23 protein-coding genes and 1 pseudogene are annotated in these 21,062 nt (G+C 43.0%); 13 read left to right on the forward strand and 11 right to left on the reverse strand.

All coding sequences use genetic code 11. The annotated features are described in order from the left end of the window. Positions 1-5: 5 nt before the first annotated feature. From AOC35_RS00230 to AOC35_RS00285, 12 genes and pseudogenes are all read left to right on the forward strand, one after another. Positions 6-572 carry a D-glycero-alpha-D-manno-heptose-1,7-bisphosphate 7-phosphatase gene (locus tag AOC35_RS00230; RefSeq protein WP_108648641.1) on the forward strand — a complete coding sequence of 189 codons (567 nt, stop codon included), beginning with the start codon at positions 6-8 and terminating at the stop codon, positions 570-572. After that, on the forward strand, positions 569-1,288 hold the full coding sequence (locus tag AOC35_RS00235; RefSeq protein ID WP_108645216.1) for a transaldolase: 720 nt from the start codon (positions 569-571) through the stop codon (positions 1,286-1,288). Before AOC35_RS00230 ends, AOC35_RS00235 begins: the two co-directional genes overlap by 4 nt. Beyond that, positions 1,285-2,412 (forward strand): polysaccharide pyruvyl transferase family protein, encoded by a 1,128-nt coding sequence (locus AOC35_RS00240; protein WP_108645217.1) that lies wholly within the window; start codon positions 1,285-1,287, stop codon positions 2,410-2,412. The genes AOC35_RS00235 and AOC35_RS00240 overlap by 4 nt, the downstream gene beginning before the upstream one ends. Next, positions 2,337-3,716, forward strand: coding sequence for an ABC transporter ATP-binding protein (locus AOC35_RS15455; RefSeq protein WP_159077397.1), 1,380 nt, complete (start codon positions 2,337-2,339; stop codon positions 3,714-3,716). Before AOC35_RS00240 ends, AOC35_RS15455 begins: the two co-directional genes overlap by 76 nt. Before the next feature lie 38 nt (positions 3,717-3,754). Further along, a complete protein-coding gene (locus tag AOC35_RS00250; protein ID WP_159077398.1) occupies positions 3,755-4,501 on the forward strand; it encodes an ABC transporter permease in 747 nt (248 codons plus the stop codon). A 61-nt stretch (positions 4,502-4,562) separates the two neighbouring features. After that, positions 4,563-5,606: a glycosyltransferase family 9 protein gene (locus AOC35_RS15625; RefSeq protein WP_211307453.1), complete on the forward strand. Its 1,044-nt coding sequence runs from the start codon at positions 4,563-4,565 to the stop codon at positions 5,604-5,606. A 10-nt stretch (positions 5,607-5,616) separates the two neighbouring features. Beyond that, positions 5,617-6,621, forward strand: coding sequence for a hypothetical protein (locus AOC35_RS00260; protein ID WP_108645220.1), 1,005 nt, complete (start codon positions 5,617-5,619; stop codon positions 6,619-6,621). A 369-nt stretch (positions 6,622-6,990) separates the two neighbouring features. Continuing rightward, positions 6,991-7,350 carry an NAD-dependent epimerase/dehydratase family protein gene (locus AOC35_RS00265; RefSeq protein WP_281259297.1) on the forward strand — a complete coding sequence of 120 codons (360 nt, stop codon included), beginning with the start codon at positions 6,991-6,993 and terminating at the stop codon, positions 7,348-7,350. Positions 7,351-7,368: 18 nt separating this feature from the next. Beyond that, the gene (locus AOC35_RS00270; RefSeq protein ID WP_245898378.1) at positions 7,369-8,100 is read left to right on the forward strand and encodes a glycosyltransferase family 2 protein; all 732 of its coding nucleotides are present in this window, start codon (positions 7,369-7,371) and stop codon (positions 8,098-8,100) included. Between the two features lie 61 nt (positions 8,101-8,161). Then, the gene (locus AOC35_RS00275; protein ID WP_342749914.1) at positions 8,162-9,232 is read left to right on the forward strand and encodes a glycosyltransferase family 4 protein; all 1,071 of its coding nucleotides are present in this window, start codon (positions 8,162-8,164) and stop codon (positions 9,230-9,232) included. A 435-nt stretch (positions 9,233-9,667) separates the two neighbouring features. Continuing rightward, positions 9,668-10,620, forward strand: a pseudogene (locus AOC35_RS00280) (IS30 family transposase). After that, positions 10,617-11,567 (forward strand): tripartite tricarboxylate transporter substrate binding protein, encoded by a 951-nt coding sequence (locus AOC35_RS00285; RefSeq protein WP_245898380.1) that lies wholly within the window; start codon positions 10,617-10,619, stop codon positions 11,565-11,567. The pseudogene AOC35_RS00280 and the gene AOC35_RS00285 overlap by 4 nt, the downstream one beginning before the upstream one ends. A 246-nt stretch (positions 11,568-11,813) precedes the next feature. On the opposite strand, the gene AOC35_RS00290 is transcribed toward AOC35_RS00285, so the two are convergent. From AOC35_RS00290 to AOC35_RS00310, 5 genes are all read right to left on the reverse strand, one after another. Then, a complete protein-coding gene (locus tag AOC35_RS00290; protein WP_159077401.1) occupies positions 11,814-13,250 on the reverse strand; it encodes an MBL fold metallo-hydrolase in 1,437 nt (478 codons plus the stop codon). A gap of 685 nt (positions 13,251-13,935) precedes the next feature. Next, on the reverse strand, positions 13,936-14,658 hold the full coding sequence (locus tag AOC35_RS00295) for a putative quinol monooxygenase (RefSeq protein ID WP_108645225.1): 723 nt from the start codon (positions 14,656-14,658) through the stop codon (positions 13,936-13,938). Positions 14,659-15,023: 365 nt separating this feature from the next. Beyond that, positions 15,024-15,524, reverse strand: a complete 501-nt coding sequence (locus tag AOC35_RS00300) for a DUF6933 domain-containing protein (protein ID WP_108645226.1) — start codon at positions 15,522-15,524, stop codon at positions 15,024-15,026. A gap of 16 nt (positions 15,525-15,540) precedes the next feature. After that, the gene (locus AOC35_RS00305) at positions 15,541-15,849 is read right to left on the reverse strand and encodes a HigA family addiction module antitoxin (RefSeq protein WP_108645227.1); all 309 of its coding nucleotides are present in this window, start codon (positions 15,847-15,849) and stop codon (positions 15,541-15,543) included. Then, positions 15,842-16,144: a type II toxin-antitoxin system RelE/ParE family toxin gene (locus tag AOC35_RS00310; RefSeq protein ID WP_108645228.1), complete on the reverse strand. Its 303-nt coding sequence runs from the start codon at positions 16,142-16,144 to the stop codon at positions 15,842-15,844. The genes AOC35_RS00305 and AOC35_RS00310 overlap by 8 nt, the downstream gene beginning before the upstream one ends. Before the next feature lie 306 nt (positions 16,145-16,450). On the opposite strand from AOC35_RS00310, the gene AOC35_RS00315 reads away from it, so the two are divergent. Next, complete coding sequence (locus AOC35_RS00315; protein ID WP_108645229.1) at positions 16,451-16,753, forward strand: DUF1330 domain-containing protein; 303 nt, start codon at positions 16,451-16,453, stop codon at positions 16,751-16,753. A gap of 3 nt (positions 16,754-16,756) precedes the next feature. On the opposite strand, the gene AOC35_RS00320 is transcribed toward AOC35_RS00315, so the two are convergent. From AOC35_RS00320 to AOC35_RS00345, 6 genes are all read right to left on the reverse strand, one after another. After that, positions 16,757-17,365, reverse strand: coding sequence for a hypothetical protein (locus tag AOC35_RS00320; RefSeq protein ID WP_108645230.1), 609 nt, complete (start codon positions 17,363-17,365; stop codon positions 16,757-16,759). Positions 17,366-17,591: 226 nt separating this feature from the next. Continuing rightward, a complete protein-coding gene (locus AOC35_RS00325) occupies positions 17,592-17,867 on the reverse strand; it encodes a type II toxin-antitoxin system RelE family toxin (RefSeq protein ID WP_342749891.1) in 276 nt (91 codons plus the stop codon). After that, the gene (gene relB / locus AOC35_RS00330; protein WP_108645232.1) at positions 17,845-18,069 is read right to left on the reverse strand and encodes a type II toxin-antitoxin system RelB family antitoxin; all 225 of its coding nucleotides are present in this window, start codon (positions 18,067-18,069) and stop codon (positions 17,845-17,847) included. Before relB ends, AOC35_RS00325 begins: the two co-directional genes overlap by 23 nt. 228 nt (positions 18,070-18,297) lie before the next feature. Further along, complete coding sequence (gene yghU / locus AOC35_RS00335) at positions 18,298-19,152, reverse strand: glutathione-dependent disulfide-bond oxidoreductase (RefSeq protein WP_108645233.1); 855 nt, start codon at positions 19,150-19,152, stop codon at positions 18,298-18,300. A 240-nt stretch (positions 19,153-19,392) separates the two neighbouring features. Further along, entirely contained in the window at positions 19,393-19,848 is a 456-nt protein-coding gene (locus AOC35_RS00340; protein ID WP_159077402.1) for a MarR family winged helix-turn-helix transcriptional regulator, read from the reverse strand. A 2-nt stretch (positions 19,849-19,850) separates the two neighbouring features. After that, on the reverse strand, positions 19,851-21,059 hold the full coding sequence (locus AOC35_RS00345) for a Gfo/Idh/MocA family protein (RefSeq protein ID WP_108645235.1): 1,209 nt from the start codon (positions 21,057-21,059) through the stop codon (positions 19,851-19,853). Positions 21,060-21,062 lie beyond the last annotated feature (3 nt).

Genomic DNA, 21,062 nt, shown 5'->3' on the forward strand with positions numbered 1-21,062 from the left:
CGATTGTGCGACAAACTGACTTTTCAAATGTAAATGTTGGTGGAGGCCGCAGGGCGGTTTTTCTGGACCGGGACGGAGTGATTAACAAGGCCTTTGTACTTCAGGGTAAACCCTACCCACCAAAAAACTTGACGGAAGTCTCGGTGCTTCCTGGGGTCGCTGAGGCACTATCGCAGCTTAAGGCAGCTGGTTTCCTGTTGATAGTAGTAACTAACCAGCCGGATGTGGCGCGAGGTAATCAATCCCGTTCAATGGTCGAAGCTATTCATGAACAGTTGGGTCGGCAATTGCCACTTGACGACTTTTGCATTTGCTTTCACGATACCGCGGATGGCTGCGATTGCCGCAAGCCCGGCTGGGGTCTACTGCGTCAGGCTGCTCAGGACCATAACATCTATTTACTCCAAAGCTTCATGGTGGGTGATCGTTGGCGCGATATAGCAGCAGGCCAGGCTGCTGGGTGTCGTACTATTTTTATTGACTATGGCTACGACGAAGAACAGCCAAAATCCTGGGATTGGCGGACCACCTCTCTGTTGGAAGCCGCACACTTCATAATTAACCACCAATGATTGACCTAACCTCAAAAATTCCTCTAAAGCTGTTTGCCGACGGTGCCGATAAGGAGCAAATGCTCGCGATGTATGCGAGACCGTCCATTCAGGGCCTGACCACTAATCCGACCCTAATGAAAAAAGCGGGCGTCACAGACTACCGGGCGTTTTGTCAGGAGATACTGTTAACGATCCGGGATAAGCCTCTTTCTATTGAGGTTTTTGCCGACGACTTTAGCGAAATGAAGCGACAGGCGCTTGAAATCGCGAGTTGGGGATCAAACGTTTTCGTTAAAATTCCTGTGACTAATACCCGACGCGAGTCCACGGCAAACTTGGTGAACGAACTCTCTGATGCAGGAATTCGGTTAAATATCACTGCTGTGATGACGCTAAATCAGGTCCGCGATATTGTGGCGGCACTTGTTCCTGGCGTGCCGAGCTTTATTTCAATCTTTGCGGGAAGGATCGCCGACACAGGTCGAGATCCAGTTCCCTTGATGGAAGAAGCGCTTGAGATTATGCGCAAGCGCCCCGAATGCGAACTGATCTGGGCAAGCCCCCGAGAATTACTCAATATCTTCCAGGCAGGAGCGATAGGCTGTCATGCCATCACAGCTACTAATGACATTCTCCAGAAGCTCAATCTACTTGGACTTGATTTAGATGAATACTCCTTGGAAACTGTGCGCATGTTCCACCGAGATGCTGTCACTGCTGGCTATTCCTTATGACTGCAACATCGATCATGCGTAGGACCGATGATGCCCTGTGCAGGGATAAATTTCGCCCATGCAAAATTCTAATAGGAACTGACTTCTGGGGTGCTGGTAATTTGGGTGATGACTTCATGTTGGCTGGTTTTGCTCTATGGGTCCAAGAACATGCACCGCACTGGATCATCACTATCTTGTGCGCTCATGATATTGAAGCGATGCGCATTCGCTTTCCACAGTTTTCGTGGGTTGTCGCCGACGAAACTAGTCGCCGTGTAGCGCATGCCCAGGCTGACTTGTGGTTGGGACTGGGAGGCGCAATATTTCAAACTGATGGTGGTCCATGGCTCTTAGATCGGGTCGCCGCTGATCTAGCTTTCTCGCGGTCGTGTGGTATCCCCGCTTATTTAGTGGGAGTGGGCCTCAACGACGACGAGGCACTCGAAACCCCGCAGGCGCGTGAGATCCATCGACTCACTAAGGCAATCTGGACTCGTGATGCCCGCTGTCGTAGGGCTATGCTGGAGGCTGGTTTTGAGGCTGCAAAGGTGTACCATGGTGCCGACCTGGCGCACTTGGCTTTCGGCGCACAATCTGCCCTGACTAACCAGCTCTCGATTGCTGGCATTGCAGCTTGCCTGATTGCAGACCCTTCTCAGGTTGATTGCGACGCTTTAGTGCAGGCCCTTAGAGCCGTGGACGAGCGACCTATCTGGCTTTGTCAGGAGGTGAGATCCTTACCTGGTAGTGAAATGAATTTATATGATTCCATGTCCCCATTACTTAGGGAACATCTTACGCTGTATTGTCCTGATTACCCAAATGCCTCGCTTGCTGATCTAGAAACCGAGCTACTACGCTTTAGGGTGATACTAACATCCCGTTACCACATGACCCTAGCCAGTGCCTGGGCTGGTGCAAGACTGGCCGTCTTTGACCGTAACCGGAAACTGACCGGTATCCGTGAAGAGTTGGACATTGCTGAGTGTACAAGCCTGAGTTCGTTACCCTCAATAAGTCAAAGTTTACAGGCCGCACGTAGCGTGGAACGTCACCGTCTAAAGGAGTGCGTGGAACGCGCGCTTGCTATGCTCGATCACTTAAAGGCATTGGTCACAGTGGAGATGGGTACAGCACAATGACCGAGATTGCCATTCTTGTTGATGATGTGAGCAAATGTTTTCCTAAGCGCCGTTCGTTTGCTTCCTTAATGACTAGCCGTGCACTTACCCAAACTTCTGAGGGGGAGGGAAAGTGGGCATTACGCAATATCTCGCTAGAAATACCATCAGGCTCTTCAGTTGGGATCATCGGACTTAACGGTAGCGGAAAAAGTACTTTGCTTGAAATAATTGCTGGGACTCTATTGCCCACCTCTGGCAGTGTGCATCGGCAAGGTCGCGTTGCCGCACTTCTTGAGTTGAGTAGTGGTTTTAATCCGGACCGGACGGGCACTGAAAACGTGTTATTAAATGGCATGGTAGCTGGTTTTGCTCGCTCTGAGGTGGAACAACGCTTCGATGAAATCGCCCGATTCGCAGATATTGGCCAGGTTCTTGACCATCCGGTCAAGACTTACTCCTCTGGAATGTTGGCAAGACTCGCTTTCGCATTGCATACGGTTTTTACGCCAGATATCCTAATTATTGACGAAATACTCTCAGTAGGTGATTACTTTTTCCAACAGAAGTGCTATCGCCGTTTGGCTGAAATGCGGGAAGCGGGAGTGACCCAACTTTTTGTTTCACACGACCTTGCTCTAGTGCGCGATTTATGTGACCAAACGGCCTACCTAAGAGGCGGGTGCCTGGCATATTGGGGTAGTAGTTCAGCCGCCATACATAGAATGATGACTGATGGGCCCCTGTGCGATCCACAAGCTTGGCCCGCACACAAAGGAGAGCTACCGCGGGAAAGCCAAATCAGCTTCGCGGATGCTGTTTGGCAACCTCGCGACGGGCAGGAGTCTCGCTTAGTTGGGGTTCGAATTTGCAGAGAGGACGGTGAGTCCACACTTATCCACACTCTGGGGAGTCATATCACGATCGAAGTTTGGTTCCTAACAAGTCCACAGGACCGCGATTTGATCATCGGTCTGGCGATTAAGAATCGCTTCGATCAGACCGTCACCAGCATTAACTCAAGCATGTTGGGCTGCCATGGTATTTCGCATACAGGTACTGCGCTGCGATGCTTCGAGTTTGAACTTGATCTTTGTTTGGAGGGTGGCGAGTACAGCTTAAGACTTGGACTCAATCGCCCACCTGAATCGGATGAAACGCACTACCAGTCTTTAGATAGCACTGACTGGTTTGGGCCGATCACAGTAAACTGGGATTACCAAAATGACCTTGCACCATTTTTCGGGATGTTTGGTTTGCCAATGAGTGGTAAATTGCGCTCCGAGCATCTACTAACGACATTAGCGAGCGAGGGGCAAGTATGATCTCGTGTACCTGGAGGCATTACGAGCTGATTCTAGAGATGGTGCGCCACGATTTCACGCAACGTTACCGGGGCAGCTATGGAGGTATTCTTTGGTCCTTCGCCAATCCGGTAGCTATGCTGGCTGTCTTCACTTTGGCCTTTGGCGGGCTTTTTTCCAAAGGCGCCTATGAATCGGAGGGCGGGGTTATTTACTATGCTCTTAACGTTTTTCCCGGCCTGCTCCTATTTCAGGCGCTAGCAGAAGTCATTAACAAAGCGCCCACTTTGATTACTGGCAATCCTGCCTATGTAAAGAAGATTGTCTTCCCGCTGGAGGCTCTACCTATTACAGCTGTCTTGGTAGCCCTGAGTCATCTCTTTATCGGGTTAATGGTTTGGGGAGTGATATACGGACTATTCTTTAATCAGGTTCCCTACGGTGCCATGTATTTACCGTTATTACTGTTGATATTTGCTCCTGCGCTGCTCTTTTTCGGCTTACTATTTTCAGCCTTGGGGGTGTTCATTAGGGACCTTAACCACATTGTCGTCCCCTTCGGACAAGCCCTACTTTTTCTCTCTCCCGTCTTTTACCGAACCGAAAATATCCCCCTGAAATGGCAATTGCTGCTGAATTTCAATCCACTTACGATCATCGTGGAACAGATTAGGGTCGTTGTTGCACAAGGCCAGATCTCCGACTGGGTAGGTTTGATTCTGTACTTCTTGACTGCTAGCTTTTTTTGCGCAATGGCTTGGCGTGTCTTTCAGTGGTGTCGAGGCCGTTTTGCAGACCTCGTCTGATCTGTCCTCTGTGATGGCTGACCTGCAAAGCCCAGTGCAGAAAAGATATGCGGTTGCGGTCTTGCGACTAGACAACATTGGTGATCACATACTGGGTAGTGGATTTTTTCGTGGACTTCGAGAACGACTGCCGCAAGCGGAGATCACCGCTCTGGTAAGCCAACGAACGGCTCAACTCTATGAAGTATGTCCCTACATCAATCGGTGCGTTCACCTGCCTGATATAACTCTTAAAGGACAGGATCATCAACTAATCCAGCAGGCTTTGGCTGAAGTACTCACACCCCTGATTGGCACTTTTGACCTTTTTGTCAATCCCCGAGTCGCTTGGGACTACTACAACGCGGGTGCAGTCGCCGATATCCTGAGCGCCCCTCGATCTGTAACATTTCGGCAGGGTGACGAGTTATTTGACTCCTGTCACACCGATTTAATAGATCCACCCAATGGTCTTCATATGGCCGAATATGCAGGCCTGCTATTGCGGAAAATGTTTGGGTCGGAGGATCTTTTTCCGCCCGAAACCTGGAGCCATGGCATTGATTCTGGCATCGTTCAGAACAAACTTTTAAAAATGGGATGGGATGGACGCACTCCGCTGATCATACTAGCGCCGGGCGCCTCTCAGCTTTGTCGCCGTTGGCCTCCGTTTAGGGTGATGGCCTTAATTGAAGGTCTGGTTAAAGCTCATCAAGTGCAGGTAGTGGTGGTGGGTGATCGGGCGGAGCGAAAACGATACCCACTACCAAGACAAATAGCTCAAACGCGTCTTCTCGACATGCGCGACTATCTAAGCTTATCGCAATTATCGGAATGCTGCCGCTTGGCAACAGTATTTATTGGAACTGACTCTGGGCCCAAGCATATTGCTGCCGCATCTGGCTTGCAAGTAATTGAAATCAATCACTTGCCCATCTCTTCGACAATGCAACTACGAGAGTCTTGGCCGACTGGCCCTTTATGGGCAGCCTATGGCGTACCTACTATTCAACTCCAGCCTATCGGAGATTTTTCAGAAATTCAGATTATGGAAGGTCTATCGATCGCAGCGGTTACCGAACGCCAGGTTCTTGAAGCTGTCGGCGAACGTTTGCCACGACGATAGCGAGGAGATTATGCGCTGGAAGATCTATGACAATCGAAGCCTAGTACCCACATCGTGGAGACATCTAGCTGATGGACCGGAAGTCTGGTGCTTCAATCCTACATTGCTCAAAGTCAACAAGGGATGGGTGTTTGTCTATCGTATCGTTCTTAGCGACCAACGTCGTCGCATAGCCGCATGTCTACTCGATCACAGCCAAGAGATCATCGAGGGTAGTCAGGTGGCGCTATCTGACCATATTCGGTTCCCGCAGGGGGCAAATTTTTCCGAGCGTGCTACCAGTTGGTTCGCAGACCCTAGAATGTATGCTGTGGGAGATAGTTTTGTTCTGCACTTCAACACTGGATGGTACATGCCACGCAATCACCAATTTATCGTCCAAATCGACCCAGAAAATTTACTTCCTCTTGGGTTCGCTCGCGAAATCAAGCTAGCGGAACCCCGACAAAACCTTGAGAAAAACTGGGTTTTCCTCGGTAAAGAATTAGACTTGCTAGTGTATTCCCCGGATCCCCATCGCACCGCAAAACAAGTCGGTGAAGATGAATTCAGCCTGTATTACTCATTAAATGAAGAATTCGAGGCGGGTGCCGTTTTGCAAACTGGAACTGGTCAGCTTCGTGGCGGTGCTCCTCCGGTAAGACGCGGAGACTTTTACTATTCTTTTTGCCACATGATCTTAGATGTTGAAGGATCAATTGAATATCAAGCCGCCCTCTATCGTTTCCACGCAATGCCTCCCTTTAAACCACTGCCAGAGGGCGTGGTACAGCTTAATTTATTGCCTCCGGTTACCTCGCAGAGGTTATTGCCAAAACTCAATCCAGCGGTTGATAGGGTCATTTATCCTAGTGGAGCGGTGTTAGCAGATTCACACTGGCATTTAGCCTGCGGCTTAAATGATGAACATTGCGCTATTGTGAGCATCACAGAAAAGCATGTGGACCTGATGCTTTCCGGACTTAGCGCGTCAGCAGATTTCCTTGCAGATCCAGATAAGACCGAGCCATCTTAGTCGTCCTATCTGAGTGCATCCACCACTATCAATTACCTCGGGGAAAGCTCACTAGACGCTGTAGCATGATGAGTTAGGTTATTGTTTCTTGTTATCAAAGGGTAGGTTACACAAACTTGCTCATCCGAGAAGGTGTCCTAAGTTGAATTAAACCCATCAGCTATTGGTCAAACTGTTTCAGAAGTAAGAATAGCTCGACAGCATATTTCTGGAGGGCTCAGAATAACGTGTTTTTGCTAACAAGACCAATTAGAAATTGTTTATCAAACTTGATGAAGGAGCCCACATCAGCAGCACAGTTGTTAAAGCTGGTTTATTACATTTACTGTTTTTCGGGGCGAGTTACATCTATCAGGCTGTTTACCCTCAATCGATCAAGGAGATTATTTGCTTACCGAAAACTTGGAGTCGACGAACAAACCCTTTTACATTACTAAAATTGTGGGTATCAAACTTCACGAAAGCTACAATCTTCAATATGGCTCTGAATATATATCCACTATGACCTCCAATCCGTATAGCTCTAACGATAATTATTTCTTGAAAAATAGCTTGGTTCCCCCTGCGCTAATAAGCAAAGTGTACGAAGCTAAGAGAAGTGGTCATATCAGTTATGTACTATTGAGCCCTGGCAAGACAATTCCTCTGTTGCAGTGGCAGGCAAAAATATCGCCGCGCGATAGCATTGCAAAGGCTTATAAAGACCTTCTAATGAAGGAAGTTACGTAACGTATGGATAAGACCCCATTGGTCACTATCGCTGTCCCATCTTTCAATCAAGGTAGGTTTCTTGACGACGCACTGACATCTATTTTTCAGCAGCAGGTTCCTGTAGAGGTTTTTGTGATGGATGGTGGCTCAACTGATAACTCTGTTGATGTTATCAAAAAATGGGCTCCTAAATTGGCCGGTAGTCGTAGCTGTGTGGATAATGGGCAGGCTGCTGCCATTAACGAAGGTATTGCACTCGGCAGCGCACCGTTTGTATGTTGGCTAAATAGTGACGATTGGTTTTTACCAAATGGATTGTCAACGTTACTTGCTGCATTGCAATCCCTCCCTCAGACTCCAGCAGTCTATGGGCGCTCGTGGAATGTGGTTCAAGAAACGGGCAAGCGGACTCCAGTGTGGGTTGAGGCGTTTGATGAAAGCCGATTAGCGTTGCGTTGCATTGTTTCGCAGCCGGCAACACTTATTCGACGATCGGCATGGGATGCAGTAGGTGGAGTCGATGTTCAATTGCAAATGGCGATGGACTACGACTTGTGGTGGCGCCTATACAAGCAACTAGGTAAACTACATTTTTTAGATGACTTTGTTGCTGTAAATCGTGACCACGAGGCTACCAAGACCAAGACCATGCGCCGTCAGCACTATCAAGAGGCAATGGCTGTGGTGCTTAAATATTATGGTCACTTACCACTGAAGTGGTGGCTTGCCCAGCCATATGCCGTGTGGTTTAAATCCAAAAAAGGGTAACCGGAAAGTTTAGGGTGTTATGAGAGTTCTGCATTTTTATAAAACGTCATTTCCTGACACGATGGGAGGCGTTGAGCAAGTTATCAACCAGATTGCGCGGGGTGCCAATAAGTTAGGTGTCAAGACGGATGTGTTGTCACTCACGTCAGAACGTGTGCCTCGCACAATTGAAATTAATGGCTATTTGGCACATAGGGCCAGACTCGATGTTCAGATCGCGTCAACCGGCTTTTCCGCGTCAGTTTTTTTAAGGTTTGTACAACTTGCTAAAAAGGCAGATGTCATTCATTACCATTTCCCCTGGCCATTCATGGATTTAATACACTTTGCGAGCAGGGTAAAGAAACCTACCCTAGTGACTTACCACTCGGACATCATTCGCCAGAAGCACTTACTGAAGTTATATCGTCCGCTTAAATGGAAATTTCTGGGTGATATGAGTCGTATCGTGGCTACATCCCCCAATTACTTTGAGACAAGTAATGTCTTAGCAAATTACAAAAACAAAGTCAGCGTGATTCCGATAGGTTTGGATAAGACAACTTACCCTGTGCCATCCGAAGAGAAGTTAGCGTATTGGCGTTCCAAAATTGGTCCAAAGTTTTTCTTGTTTGTCGGCGTTATTCGTTACTACAAGGGGCTACATATATTGATGGAAGCCGCTCAGGGAATTGACTACCCCATCGCGATTGTGGGTGCCGGCCCAATTGAGGAAGAACTGAAATCACATGCCACAAAATTGGGACTGCGAAATATCCATTTCTTCGGCCATTTGCCGGAGGAAGACAAAGTTGCTTTGTTGACGCTTTGCTATGGCGTATTGTTTCCCTCTCACTTGCGCTCAGAAGCTTTTGGTATTTCGCTTCTGGAAGGTGCCATGTATGGGAAGCCGATGATTTCTAGCGAGATTGGAACCGGTACGACATATATTAATATTGCTGATGAAACAGGGTTGGTGGTTCCACCAAGTGATCCGCTAGCCTTGCGTCAAGCAATGCAGTACCTCTGGGAGCATCCAGAACAGGCTACAGAGATGGGGCGAAGAGCAGAGGGGCGCTATTGGGAACACTTTACGGCGGATCAGATGGTGGGTGAGTATGTGAAGTTATATCGTGAATTAGTGGAAACGTAAAGTAAAGCCAGTGATTACTTCAGTAGTTGCCTTTGTTGGCTCGTTGAGATTTACTTTATTGATGCCCTGATTTAGGGATTTTTCAAGGTCAAAGGTAGCACAAATTTACCGTAACTGAAGCGATTAGAGAGGTGTTAAAAGTGATGAAAACTAAATTTGATCTTAGGCCCCTTTACGGTATTTACTAATGCTGTAAGAATATCTTGTTTAAGAGTTAAACCTAGCTGGGGCGGGTTAGCCACTTTAATCATCTTTACAATTTATAAAAAAAGCATCTCAGTTTTAAAATTAATTGATGAATAATTTGCCATAGTTGATCAATGAGATATAAACTATATTTGGTGAATTCTAATACGAAGTGCAACTTTGAACAATGAGAGGAGGCTAAGGATGATTTAGTATCTAAAGCTTCTAGACCGCCAAGTCAAAGTAGCCATGACCTATAAACACCTTAGCCAAGAAGAACGATATCAGATTTATATTTTAATGTCAGCCGGAAATAGTCAACAACAAATTGCCGAGTTGCTAGGTCGTCATAAGTCGACGATTAGCAGAGAGATTGCTCGCAATACAGGGGTCGAGGTTATCGACCTCGACAAGCCTGTTTGTTGGCTGAGGAACGCTCCCTGGGGTCTCGTAATGCAGGGAGAATTAGCGCTGAACAGTGGTCTGAGACAGTAGATTATCTCCATGAGAAGTGGAGTCCTGAGCAAATAGCCAGCGAGGTTGGGATTAGTCATGAGACGATTTATCGTCATGTTTATGCCGATAAAGCTGCTGGTGGAAGCCTTTGGAAAGCATTACGTTGTCAAAAGAAGCGTCGGAAGCGGTACGCTGGTGGTCAAGATCGCCGTGGCCAGATCATTGGCCGAAGGCCAATTAGTGAGCGGCCTGCCCATATTGAAGAAAGAGCACAGGTTGGTCATTGGGAAGGCGATACAGTGATTGGATCGAACCACAAGCAAGCTATCGTCACCCTCGTTGAGCGTAAAAGTGGTTATGCTGTTCTTAGTAAGGTAACGAATAAAACATCAGATTTAGTAGGTAATGCCATCATTCATGAACTCAAGCCATTCGCGCCACTCGTAAAAACCATGACTTTTGATAATGGGAAAGAATTTGCAGAACATCAACGGATAGATGGTGAGCTTCAATCCACCACTTATTTTGCAGATCCCTTTGCAAGTTGGCAAAGGGGATCTAATGAAAACTTCAATGGACTACTCAGACAGTACATCCCAAAAAAGCGACCATTATCTACAGTAACTCAAGAGGAGATTAAAATGATTCAACATCAATTAAATAACCGACCACGAAAAAGATTGGGCTTTAAAACACCCAACGAAGTTTTTATGCAGTCTGTAAAACGTGTTGCACTTCGTACTTGAATCCACGATTTTCTTTAGTGCTATGCAATTATGTTTTTGCTAATGAGCCTTGGCCAGTTAAACCAATTTCGATGACAATTCCATTTCCACCAGGTGGGGTTGCTACAGCGTTTGGAAGACCAGTCGTTGAAGGGATGAATAAGGTTCTAGAAAAACCAATCGTGATGGAAAGCCGCCCTGGAGCTGGCGGCGCCATTGGTAATGCTTATGTAGCTAAGGCTATGCCTGATGGTTATAACGTCCTGTTTGCCATGTCTTCAGTATCAACCATACCGGAAACAGATATCATTGCAGGGAAACCAGTTTCATACACAACGTCCCAACTAAGGCCCATTGGTCGAATCACTTCAGATCCTGTTGTGATGGTCGTTCGTGCCGATTCACCATGGAAAACTATCCAAGAATTTGTTGCCGATGCCCGTAAGAAGCCAGGTAAATTTAATTACAGCTCATCTGGTAACTATGGAACGATGCAACTGCCAATGGAAATGTTAAAAGCTGATCAAAAAATCTTTATGGTTCATATTCCCTATACTGGAGCTGGGCCTGCAGTATTAGCAGTATTAGCCGGTGATGTAGAGACAACTGCTAGTGGACCTTCAACGGTAGTTCAGCATATTAAAGGCGGAAAGTTAAGAGCCCTAGCTCATTCTGGAGAGGGTCGGTTAGCAGTTTTACCCGATGTGCCATCCTTTAAGGAGTTGGGTATGGCCGTTGAATACAACCAATGGACTGGTTTGTTTCTGCCTAAAGCCACCCCAGAACCAATTGTAAAAAGTTATCGTGACGCATTACGAGCAGCCCTCAATGATAATTTAGTAAAAACAGCTCTCAATAATTCGGGTAGTCCGATCGCTTATTTAGATGAGCCAGAATTCCAAGTTTTTTGGGATAAAGATATTGTAAAGATGAATGAAGTTGTCAAGCGAATTGGTAAATTAGACTAGGTCAGAGGTATGAAAATCATATGTAGATACAGTATAAAAAACTCATAATAGACTTAACCAAGGGTCCTAGTAGTGGACATCGTTATGATTTCAATGGTTTAGTGGTGTGAAAAGTGCCAAAAAAAACTACATAACGTGGGGTTTTTCATGGTGTGTAGTAAATAGCGGTTTCGTGTGGTTTTGAAGTAAAAAAGTAGCAGCAGTAACCGAAAAGTTTCGGGCAGTTAGCTCAGTTTGTTAGAAAAGTTAATTTTCCAAAGGTAATCCCATTCCCTGTAAAAAGTAGTTGTAAGGCTTTGGACCTGAACCATGAGCGGGAGCAATAGTTTTAACTTCGAGTTTGTTTGCCTTAATAACACGATAAATATCAATTCCTTGTTCAGGTGTTCGAGCAATATCCAGAGGACTATTTCCAGGAGGATTATAACCATCACCCCAATATATAAGCCCCTCTTTGGGGATGAAAACTAATAAATTATATTTTGCATGACTAGTATCCTTCATATAGTAAAGCTCTATACTTCTTTCAGAACCAGAAATAACTTTTTTATCAGAAACAGTATCAAAATGAATTTCTTGAGGGTGTTTTGATAATAAATCTGGGGCAATGGTTCTAGGCCTCGCCCAGGCTTTTTCAAAGAACGGCTTATTCATTTCTTGGGTAACGATGGTAGTTCCATTAGCAACAAAGGTGCGTAATCCACCAGAATGATCATAATGATGGTGTGTGTTAATAACGTAGCGTAATGGCTTCGTTGGGAAAAGTTTTTTTATCTCTTCTAAAACAAGTAAGGACCTAGCTTCACTGGTAAAGCCTTCCACCACTGCCACTTCATTACCTAAATCAACTACCCAATTTCTTGCATTAGGGGTTGTGAGGTACCAAATTCCATCGCTTATTTTTTCAGTAGCAATCTTAAGCGGTTGAACTACAGAATTTTTGACGATTTCAGGAATCAAATTGGAAGTTTGAGGATTTGCTTTAACGGATTGAATTTCAATTGTTAAGGTTGGATATCCATCCTCTTTTTGTTCTATATGTTTGGGAAACATGACTCCAGAGAAGTTTTGGTAGTCTTTATAAAAAACCTCAACTAGGTAGTCTCCAATTACTTCATTACTAGTTAGATACTCGACTTTTTCAACGAGATTTTCAGAGTTAATAGTTGCTTTAATTTCAGTACTATTCACTTTAAAAATTAAAATATTCCCACTCATCTTGCCGGAATTATCGATCGCAGCTTTAATCACACCTTGTGGCGACAACCATAATTGAAGTTTCCTATCTTTAACAGCACCATTATTTGGAATAATTTGACCATCAACCTCTTGCCAGGCGTAGTTTTCACTGACCACTTGAACAGTTTTTTGGTCTGCAGCAACGGCTTGTGCGCCGCCACCTCGAGGAGGATGTTCTCCCTGAGATCGAATTTGAGTTAGTCTCAAGCTTGGGAGTTGGTAATTAATTAATGCTGTATATTCACGTTGAATGAATCGAGGCCAACGTTCTCCTGGTTCAAAGGACTGACCAAAACTAAAGACATTACCTTTTCCAGAATACTCAATAGAATTTACTCTTTGAGCCCCCATCGCGTTAGCTATTTCATCGAGACGATTATTTTGGGCTTGTACCAAAGATACCGTAAGAGTTATCAAAACACCGACTACAAATTTGATTCGCATTAGTTGCCCCTTAATCAGCATGATAATGATTTTTATTTTTATAAATTGATTCTAACAGGGGTCATTTATTTAGCCATTTGATTTAAGGGTAAGTCCTAGACTTAAAAGGAAGTATTTGTCGTATATTAAATCCTATCTACAAGGAGATAACGAAGAAGATTTCCACAATTTATTGAATAAGATTATTTATATTTAAACCAAGTTGGATGGCGAATAATTTTATTTATAAATGATTGTTCGCTTTACGTTTTATAGTGGTTTTTATTCAGTAAATCCTAAGTGTGATTATTTCAATATTTACATATGGCAATGCCGAGCCAAGCTTCTGATGATGTTTGTCAGTTGAAGATGTAGAAACTTATGCGGCGCCCGCCTAAGTGCGAGTAGTTGACATTTGGTGAAGGCATAGTCCAGAGAGTGGAGAAACTCACACCAATCGTTATCCTTTGGTCTGGGGTTCAAGTCCCTGACATCCTCTCCTCCTTAAAAGACGGGGATTCCTCCTACTACAAGCTCATGCCGAAGCGGAAGAATGTTTCTGGTCGCATTGAGGTCACGGTCATTGACCGAAAAAACTGAACACATCCATTCTCTAATTCGCAAACCTACTTTACCTTACGGACTGTGGAGAAATATTGCCACAACAAGAACAAGTATTGATTTTATAGGGAAAACATCAGGAATTTTAATCTATCAGCTTATAAAATCGCTCATCGTAAAGACTTCCACTCATCGGTGTTAGGGTTACTCGAAAATCTTTTTTATGTTTTTGTGACGCATGATTTTTGATTGCATCCTCATTCGCCCAAATTTCAACGATTGTCATATGGTTGGGTCGACTAATTTGAGTTAAAGCTTCAAACCGAATATTTCCTGGATCTTTTGGACTAATTGTTGAGATATCTTTCACTAGAGCAATTCCTTGATCCTTAATCGTTGGAACTATATCGACGTGTGTAATTGCAAAAATTGAATTCTTAAGTTCAGCATGAGGAACCATAACTTTACCGACTTGAAGGGCAGAGTGAGGGCGTTCATCATAGCTACTTCTCAGTAAAACATTTAACTTCTCTTTAATAGCAGTAACTTTTTCTGATTTTTGATGTTGTGTCATGCTGGAAATATCTCGCCATGCTTCTAAAATAGCAAATTGGTCTGGTTGGCCAATTCGCTGAACCACCTCAAATCTTAAATTCCCATCTTCTTTGATACTAGAATCTGTAAGTTCCTTTAGTAAGAGTTTTGTCTTTACGATATCAGAAGAGTAGACCTCAAAATAAGTAACAATATAAGATGTTACTTTTTCAGTGATGGGCTCAGCTGCATGACTCATTTTCATCACTCCCAAGAAATTGGCCACCAATAAAAGCATACAGAATTTAACTCGACTCAATTTACTTAGGGTCATCTTTTTTCCTTTAACAAATGTTATCTAACAAAATTAACATCGTTTTCATAAAATAACCATAGATAAAACCCTAATAAAAGTTTAATCTAAAATTTTATGACCGGTCACACGGGAAATACCAAACTCTTCACATAGTCAAGAAATCTTCTCACCATCTAAAAATCTAGACACAAATTTCAGCTTTTCATCCATCTTTGTACTTTCATTCCATGGCATAAGTTGGCCCTCCTTATGCCAAAAACTGTAAAGAATGTGTCCAGTATAAAGTGTAAAGTATGTCTCAAGTCATCCACCCTCACTAGAAATGGTGGGGGTTTTGTCTTTTAGAGCATTGCTTTAAGTAACGCTGGTGCAGGATCTATAAATCAGTGAATTGTTCCGTTGAGAGCAAATTCTCTTAGAGCATTTCCTGGTGTGATTGTGCTTTTATAAAGTGGCCCACAAGGGGTATCAGCCATCATCAGTGAAAGTTCATACCAATCATTAGAATAATGAATCGACTGATAACCTTCTAGGTGATAGGTGAACATATTTAAAATACCAATGATGCTGCGATTAGTTGATTTGCAATAAATCACCTTCTCAAGATGATTTAATTCCTGTTGTATAAAAGATTCGCTTACACCTTGAGATAGCAAGATCTTAAATAGGTATTGTGGGAATCGCTCTACTAAGTTCGATGCTGGGGCTAGAGGCATTAACACTGGTAGCAGGGTTCTTTCATTTACAAATAAGGCTACCTGTGGTTTTGAAAATATTGCCTTAGCATACCAATTACCCAAAATATTGTCTCCCTTTCCAGCGGGTTCGTTGACGCCTGAAGAGACTCGATCTAATAATTGTTTTGAGCAGTGTAAATAAAACATAGAAAAGTGTCTCTGATTAGGCTAAGACTGGAATCAATGCATGCTTGACTTTCGGTAGTCCAGATTTACGAACTTGCCATAAGTCATAGGCTGCCTGTAAAGCTAGCCAAACACTTGCGTTACCTCCATTTTTCTCGCCTAACCAAGCCTCAATACGAAGAGCCATTTCTGGAGAAATACCGGCTTTACCATTAATCACCCTAGAAAAAGCTGCGCGATTTACTCCTAGTTGTTCTGAGGCTTCTGTTACGGTTAGTTCTAACGCTGGAAGAATATCTTCTTTCAGAGTAAGGCCTGGGTGGGGCGGGTTATACATTTTAGTCATCATTATTCCTATTCTTTAAGTGATAATCTTGATAATCAACAAGAACAACATCTTCACCTTCAAATTTAAATATCATACGCCAATTTCCATTTACCGAAATTGAATAGTGATCCTTTAGCTTATCTTTTAATGGATACAATCCCCAACCAGGTAGATTCATATCTTCCCATTTTTTTGCAACATCTAATCTAGCTAACTGCCTACCCAGTTTATTGCCATGGGCGCTATGGATTCCTAACTTTTTTCCGGTATTAAAAAAGAGTTGCAAGCACTTACAGCGAAATATTTCAATTATGAATTATTGCATACTGAAACTATGCGCTATGCAAGAATATAGGTTGGTATTTTAAGGGAAAAGCTAATTAAAAAAGGATTTGAGCATTTTAAAAAGGCTCACTATTGAAAGGTAACCTTACTCACTGTGGAGATAGACTTTAAATTTGCAGCGACGATTAATGCCGACGAAATTGTGACTATGAGAAAGCGCTTGAATCGCTCTAGAGTTGAATTTTTAAGTTAAATCAAATTTGTAGTAATCTATTTACTGAGAACAACTGGAAAAAATTTATATCATCAAGATCTATATAACAAAGGAGACAGCATGGCAGCTTATTGGTTAGCGCGTTCAAAAATTAATGACCCAGTCGAGTACAAAAAATATACCGACCTAGTTCCTGGCATTATTGCTCAATATGGTGGAAAGGTTTTAGCAAGGGGAGGGAAATACCAAATTATGGAAGGACCTCAAGATTTCCAACGGTTTGTGGTAATTGAATTCCCCTCACTTGAAGATGGTGTGAAGTGTTTTGAATCTCCTGAGTATGTGGCGGCTGCACAGTATCGTCGCAGTGGTGCGGGAGTTGTCGAAAATGTCATTATCGAGAGCGGTGACGCCACCAAATAAGCATTACATTGGTGGTTTAAATCCATCTTTTCCGACAGTGATACGAAGTAAGGTTACTTGACCATCTTTTTCAATCACGGTCAAGATAGCATTTGCTTGGGAAACTAAAAGAGCGGACGAACCTGGTCGAAAAGTCACGATCGGAGTACTCTCTGGGACATAAACGACTTGGCTGCCACCTTTGTATTCAAGTTTTAATTCACGCCCACTACCGATGGTTTTTAATTGGCTCACATTAGCATTTGTCATCATACTTCCAGGCATGAGGTCCCATGCATAATGTCCTTCACCATTGCCGCGCATCACTTCAGGAAACACTAATACTTCTAAAGCCTCTAAACGCCCAGAGGAGCTTGTCAAGGTAGCAGTACCAATAAAGCTATTTTCTTGGATATCTGACATCTTGATCGGATAGACCTCTGTGATATTTAGATTCGGTGGCATCGCTATTTTTATAATTTCTCCCCGACGTTCTTTGATCGTAATGGACTGAGCATCTACTTGCTCAATCACTCCCCGTAATCGAATTGGTGAAGGTACATTTTGTGCGAAAGTAGTAATACTTATGAAGAAACTAAGTAATAAAGTAAAAGCAAATATTTTTTTCGTCACGATTCTGTCCTTAGGCGTTGTGTCAAAAGTACATCAATGAATTACTCGTTTGTAATATGTTTAGCTTTAATCATTTTGCGCCTAACTTGTGATCCCTATCTATTTTGGACCAATAGATATTTTGATATATGGAAAGATTAAGGTGCTTAAAAATATGTATTTATTTTCGTACTTTAATTAAATGTCTACCAAGATTATTAGTATCGGCACTACTTTTTTACAAATATTATTTGTACACTTCTTTACGGTCACCAATACGTAAAACCAAAATACAAACTGTTTTGTCCTGAATACTAGCAATGATTCGATAATCACCAACGCGGTATTTCCAAAACTCACCAAGTTTGGAACCTTTTAGTGCCTCACCAAGTTCCCTCGGATCCTTATGTTTGGCAAGTCTAGATTTTAAAAAATGAAGAATTCGTTTGGCAATTTGTGGGTCTAATTTTCCTAATTCTTTCTTTGCTGCTGGGTCAAATTCAATCTGCCAAACCAAGTTCACGCTCCAATTGGTTTAGTTTGATTGTCTTAGTTTTGCCATTTTTAATATTGTTCAACCGCTTCTCAGCCAAATAGAGATCTTCCAGATCATCTAAATATTCTAGGATTGCTTCGCGGGCATAAAAAGTTTTAGTACGTCCAGTTTTAGCTGCTAATGCGCCGAGTCGTAACTCAATATCTTCGGGTAATCTAATCGCAAGCATAAAGCCTCCTTAATTTGCTATACAAGTATATCAAATGTCCTCTTTAAGTTCAATCTTAACTTATTTACTACATTCTTACTAACAAACCGATACTGCCAGCCTTTAGAGCTCCAAACTCTGGTGTGGAGTTCTATTTATGGTTTCTGTTCTCATGATCCTTTGGCTCGTGTTCAAGTCTTTGACAACCCACAAATAAAACCCTCATTAGTAATGGTCGAAGGCCTTTAATTACAGTGCTTTTTTATCAAAATCACTTGCATCGTGACGTTCGCGAAGTTGCTCGGATGGATCGCCAGAAGTCCGATTAACCATACGACCTCGTTTGACTGCTGGCCTTGCCAAAATGGTGTCTACCCATCGTTGAACATTCAAATACTCATGAGCGCCAAGGAATTCCGCCGCACCATACAACCATCCTTTAAGAAGGGCTCCATGCCAAGGAAAAGCTGCGATATCTGCGATGGTGTATTCTGATCCGGCAAGATATTCATTTTCTGCTAGACGTTGGTCAAGCACATCAAGTTGACGTTTTACTTCCATCGTAAAACGGTCGATTGGATATTCCATTTTGTAAGGTGCGTAAGCATAAAAATGACCGAATCCGCCCCCTATGTATGGTGCACTCCCCATCTGCCAAAAAAGCCAATTCATCGTTTCAGTACGAGTAGACAGGTCTTTCGGTAGGAAAGCATCAAATTTCTCTGCGAGATAAAGTAAGATAGACCCTGATTCGAAAACACGAATAGGCGTTGGTGTACTGCGATCTAGCAGAGCAGGAATTTTCGAATTTGGATTTATTTTGACAAAATCTGAACCAAATTGATCGCCATCAACAATCGTAATTAACCAAGCATCATACTCAGCCCCAGAGTGCCCTAAAGCGAGAAGCTCTTCAAGCATTATTGTGACTTTTACGCCGTTTGGTGTGCCCAAGGAATATAACTGTAGGGGATGGCGACCAATTGGCAATTCTTTTTCGTACCTTGATCCGGCGGTTGGTTGATTAATACTTGCAAATTTTCCACCATTAGGTTTTTCCCATGTCCAGATTTTTGGTGGGGTGTATTCATTAGCATTAACCATGTTTTTTCCTTTTCGTGAAATATTTACTCAATGCTCGTATATTAACTGGATTATGAATCTGGTGATTCTTTAAATTAGAGAACGAAAGAGCTTTGATCGAGGTGCTATTTCGATTTTAGAATACCTACGGGCCCAATTGTGTAGAAATTTTAAAATTCACTAGTGTTGAAAAACGCTGAAATATCATTCCATTTGTACAACTAGTTCAGATATTAGAACTGTCTTGATGATAAGGTTTGATTACTCTTCAAGATTATGGATAATTTGACGCAGTACTTTTCTTGTTACTGCCAAATCTTTGAGCGAGATATTCGTTTCAGCTATTTGATTAACTTCTAAAGCCAGAGGCTCTAATTTTTTTCGAAGTTGCTTACCGTCACTAGTTAAAAAGATGTGCCATTTTTTTAAATTACCATTAACGCGCTCACGTATGATAATTTGTTGTTTTTCAAGATTAATGAGTGCTTGGTGAATCGTTGGTTCCATCAATCCAGTCCGAAGACTAATGTCTTTTTGGGTAATCCCCTGTTCCTCCCAGAGCACCCTGAGGATCGCCCAATGACCAAAAGAGATGTCATATAACTCTAAACGTTGTTGTAGAGACCGCATATATAGACGCCCAGCATCACGGACTATATGTGCTAAACGGTCTTCGGGTACTGTAACGTGTTTATCTAACCCTTTTTTTTCTTGCAAGATTAACCTTTCAGTAAAGCATCTAATTGCATTGGTGATTGATGATGGGTTGTGTAAATAGTTTGCTGTTTTGCTGACTCTAGAAGTCCAGCAACCAGCTCCATCGTTGAGAGACCCCATTTTGCATCATGTAACGCCGTGTGACCTTGCCAAACTTGTAGCAGTTCTTTAAAGACGTTCTCGCGAGGAATAGTGGGTTTTGCAAATGGGATTGTTCGAATCCCTTGAGTTTCATAAATCAACAATTGATCAGGCATGATTTTTAAATCAGCAGAATCACAACTCACCAAAATCATACCGAAATGTTCATGCGTATCAGGCGATTGGATTTCCTGATTCATTTTTAAATTAGAGTTTTTCCGTTTCAAATCGGCTTCAGACAAGCCCGTTGCTAAAGACGTTTCTAGCGCCTTTTTTGCTTTACCAGTCATTAGTTCATTTTTATGAAAGCCTAACTCTGAAAAATTACCACAAAGTTCATCGCTGTCATAAAGCCCATAACCACTATACGTTAAGGAGGCAAAGCAGCCGTTTTCAAATTTTAGTTGCGCAGCATAAGCACCTTCTGTTGATCGACTAGGATTCCAGTTGCCAGTTTGAGCAGTAATCGTTTTGACATAGCTTCCACCTAAAAGTCTAGCAATATCTAGGTGGTGGGCTGCTTGGCTATACACGACCCCACCGCCTTGTGAGGAGTCTAATTCTTCTACGCGTCTTGGACGATATAAAAAATCTGTGTAGTTCAGCATTTGTATCATACGAACTTGGCCAAAAATTCCTTGATGAATCATTCTCGCCGTTTGCAAAATAGATTCGTCATAACTGTGGCTAGGGCCGATGAGAAGGGGAGTATCAAATTCATCAGAAAGCCTTACCATTTCCAACGCATCTGCAACAGTGATCGACATCGGTTTTTCACAAAGAACAATTTTTCTTATTTTCAAAAAGAATGAAACATGCTCCAAATGAAATTGATGAGGACTTGCTACATAGACTGCATCATAATCAATGGCTTGGTGTAATTCTTCTAATGTGGAAAAACTAGGTTGAGATAAAGTTTTTGTAAATTGATTTCGAGTATCTTCTTGTGGGTCAATACCTCCCACGATATCAATACCAGGGTATTTTAGAAGAGAAGGTAGAGTAAGGACGAAAGCCCTACCTAGGCCGCATATCGCAATTTTAAGAGCTGGTTTAATTTGCATCACCATAAT

Origin of the sequence: Polynucleobacter rarus, assembly GCF_003072505.1 — a bacterium.
GTDB lineage: Bacteria > Pseudomonadota > Gammaproteobacteria > Burkholderiales > Burkholderiaceae > Polynucleobacter > Polynucleobacter rarus.

Bases quoted from the DNA above. Each gene is read 5' to 3' on its own strand.
- AOC35_RS00295 (WP_108645225.1), bottom strand. From the start codon at position 14,658: ATGACCCTAAGTAAATTGAGTCGAGTTAAATTCTGTATGCTTTTATTG.
- AOC35_RS00305 (WP_108645227.1), bottom strand. From the start codon at position 15,849: ATGACTAAAATGTATAACCCGCCCCACCCAGGCCTTACTCTGAAAGAA.
- AOC35_RS00235 (WP_108645216.1), top strand. From the start codon at position 569: ATGATTGACCTAACCTCAAAAATTCCTCTAAAGCTGTTTGCCGACGGT.
- AOC35_RS00260 (WP_108645220.1), top strand. From the start codon at position 5,617: ATGCGCTGGAAGATCTATGACAATCGAAGCCTAGTACCCACATCGTGG.
- AOC35_RS00315 (WP_108645229.1), top strand. From the start codon at position 16,451: ATGGCAGCTTATTGGTTAGCGCGTTCAAAAATTAATGACCCAGTCGAG.
- yghU (WP_108645233.1), bottom strand. From the start codon at position 19,152: ATGGTTAATGCTAATGAATACACCCCACCAAAAATCTGGACATGGGAA.
- AOC35_RS00345 (WP_108645235.1), bottom strand. From the start codon at position 21,059: ATGGTGATGCAAATTAAACCAGCTCTTAAAATTGCGATATGCGGCCTA.
- AOC35_RS00290 (WP_159077401.1), bottom strand. From the start codon at position 13,250: ATGCGAATCAAATTTGTAGTCGGTGTTTTGATAACTCTTACGGTATCT.
- AOC35_RS00240 (WP_108645217.1), top strand. From the start codon at position 1,285: ATGACTGCAACATCGATCATGCGTAGGACCGATGATGCCCTGTGCAGG.
- AOC35_RS00250 (WP_159077398.1), top strand. From the start codon at position 3,755: ATGGTGCGCCACGATTTCACGCAACGTTACCGGGGCAGCTATGGAGGT.
- AOC35_RS00275 (WP_342749914.1), top strand. From the start codon at position 8,162: ATGGGAGGCGTTGAGCAAGTTATCAACCAGATTGCGCGGGGTGCCAAT.
- relB (WP_108645232.1), bottom strand. From the start codon at position 18,069: ATGCTTGCGATTAGATTACCCGAAGATATTGAGTTACGACTCGGCGCA.
- AOC35_RS00300 (WP_108645226.1), bottom strand. From the start codon at position 15,524: ATGTTTTATTTACACTGCTCAAAACAATTATTAGATCGAGTCTCTTCA.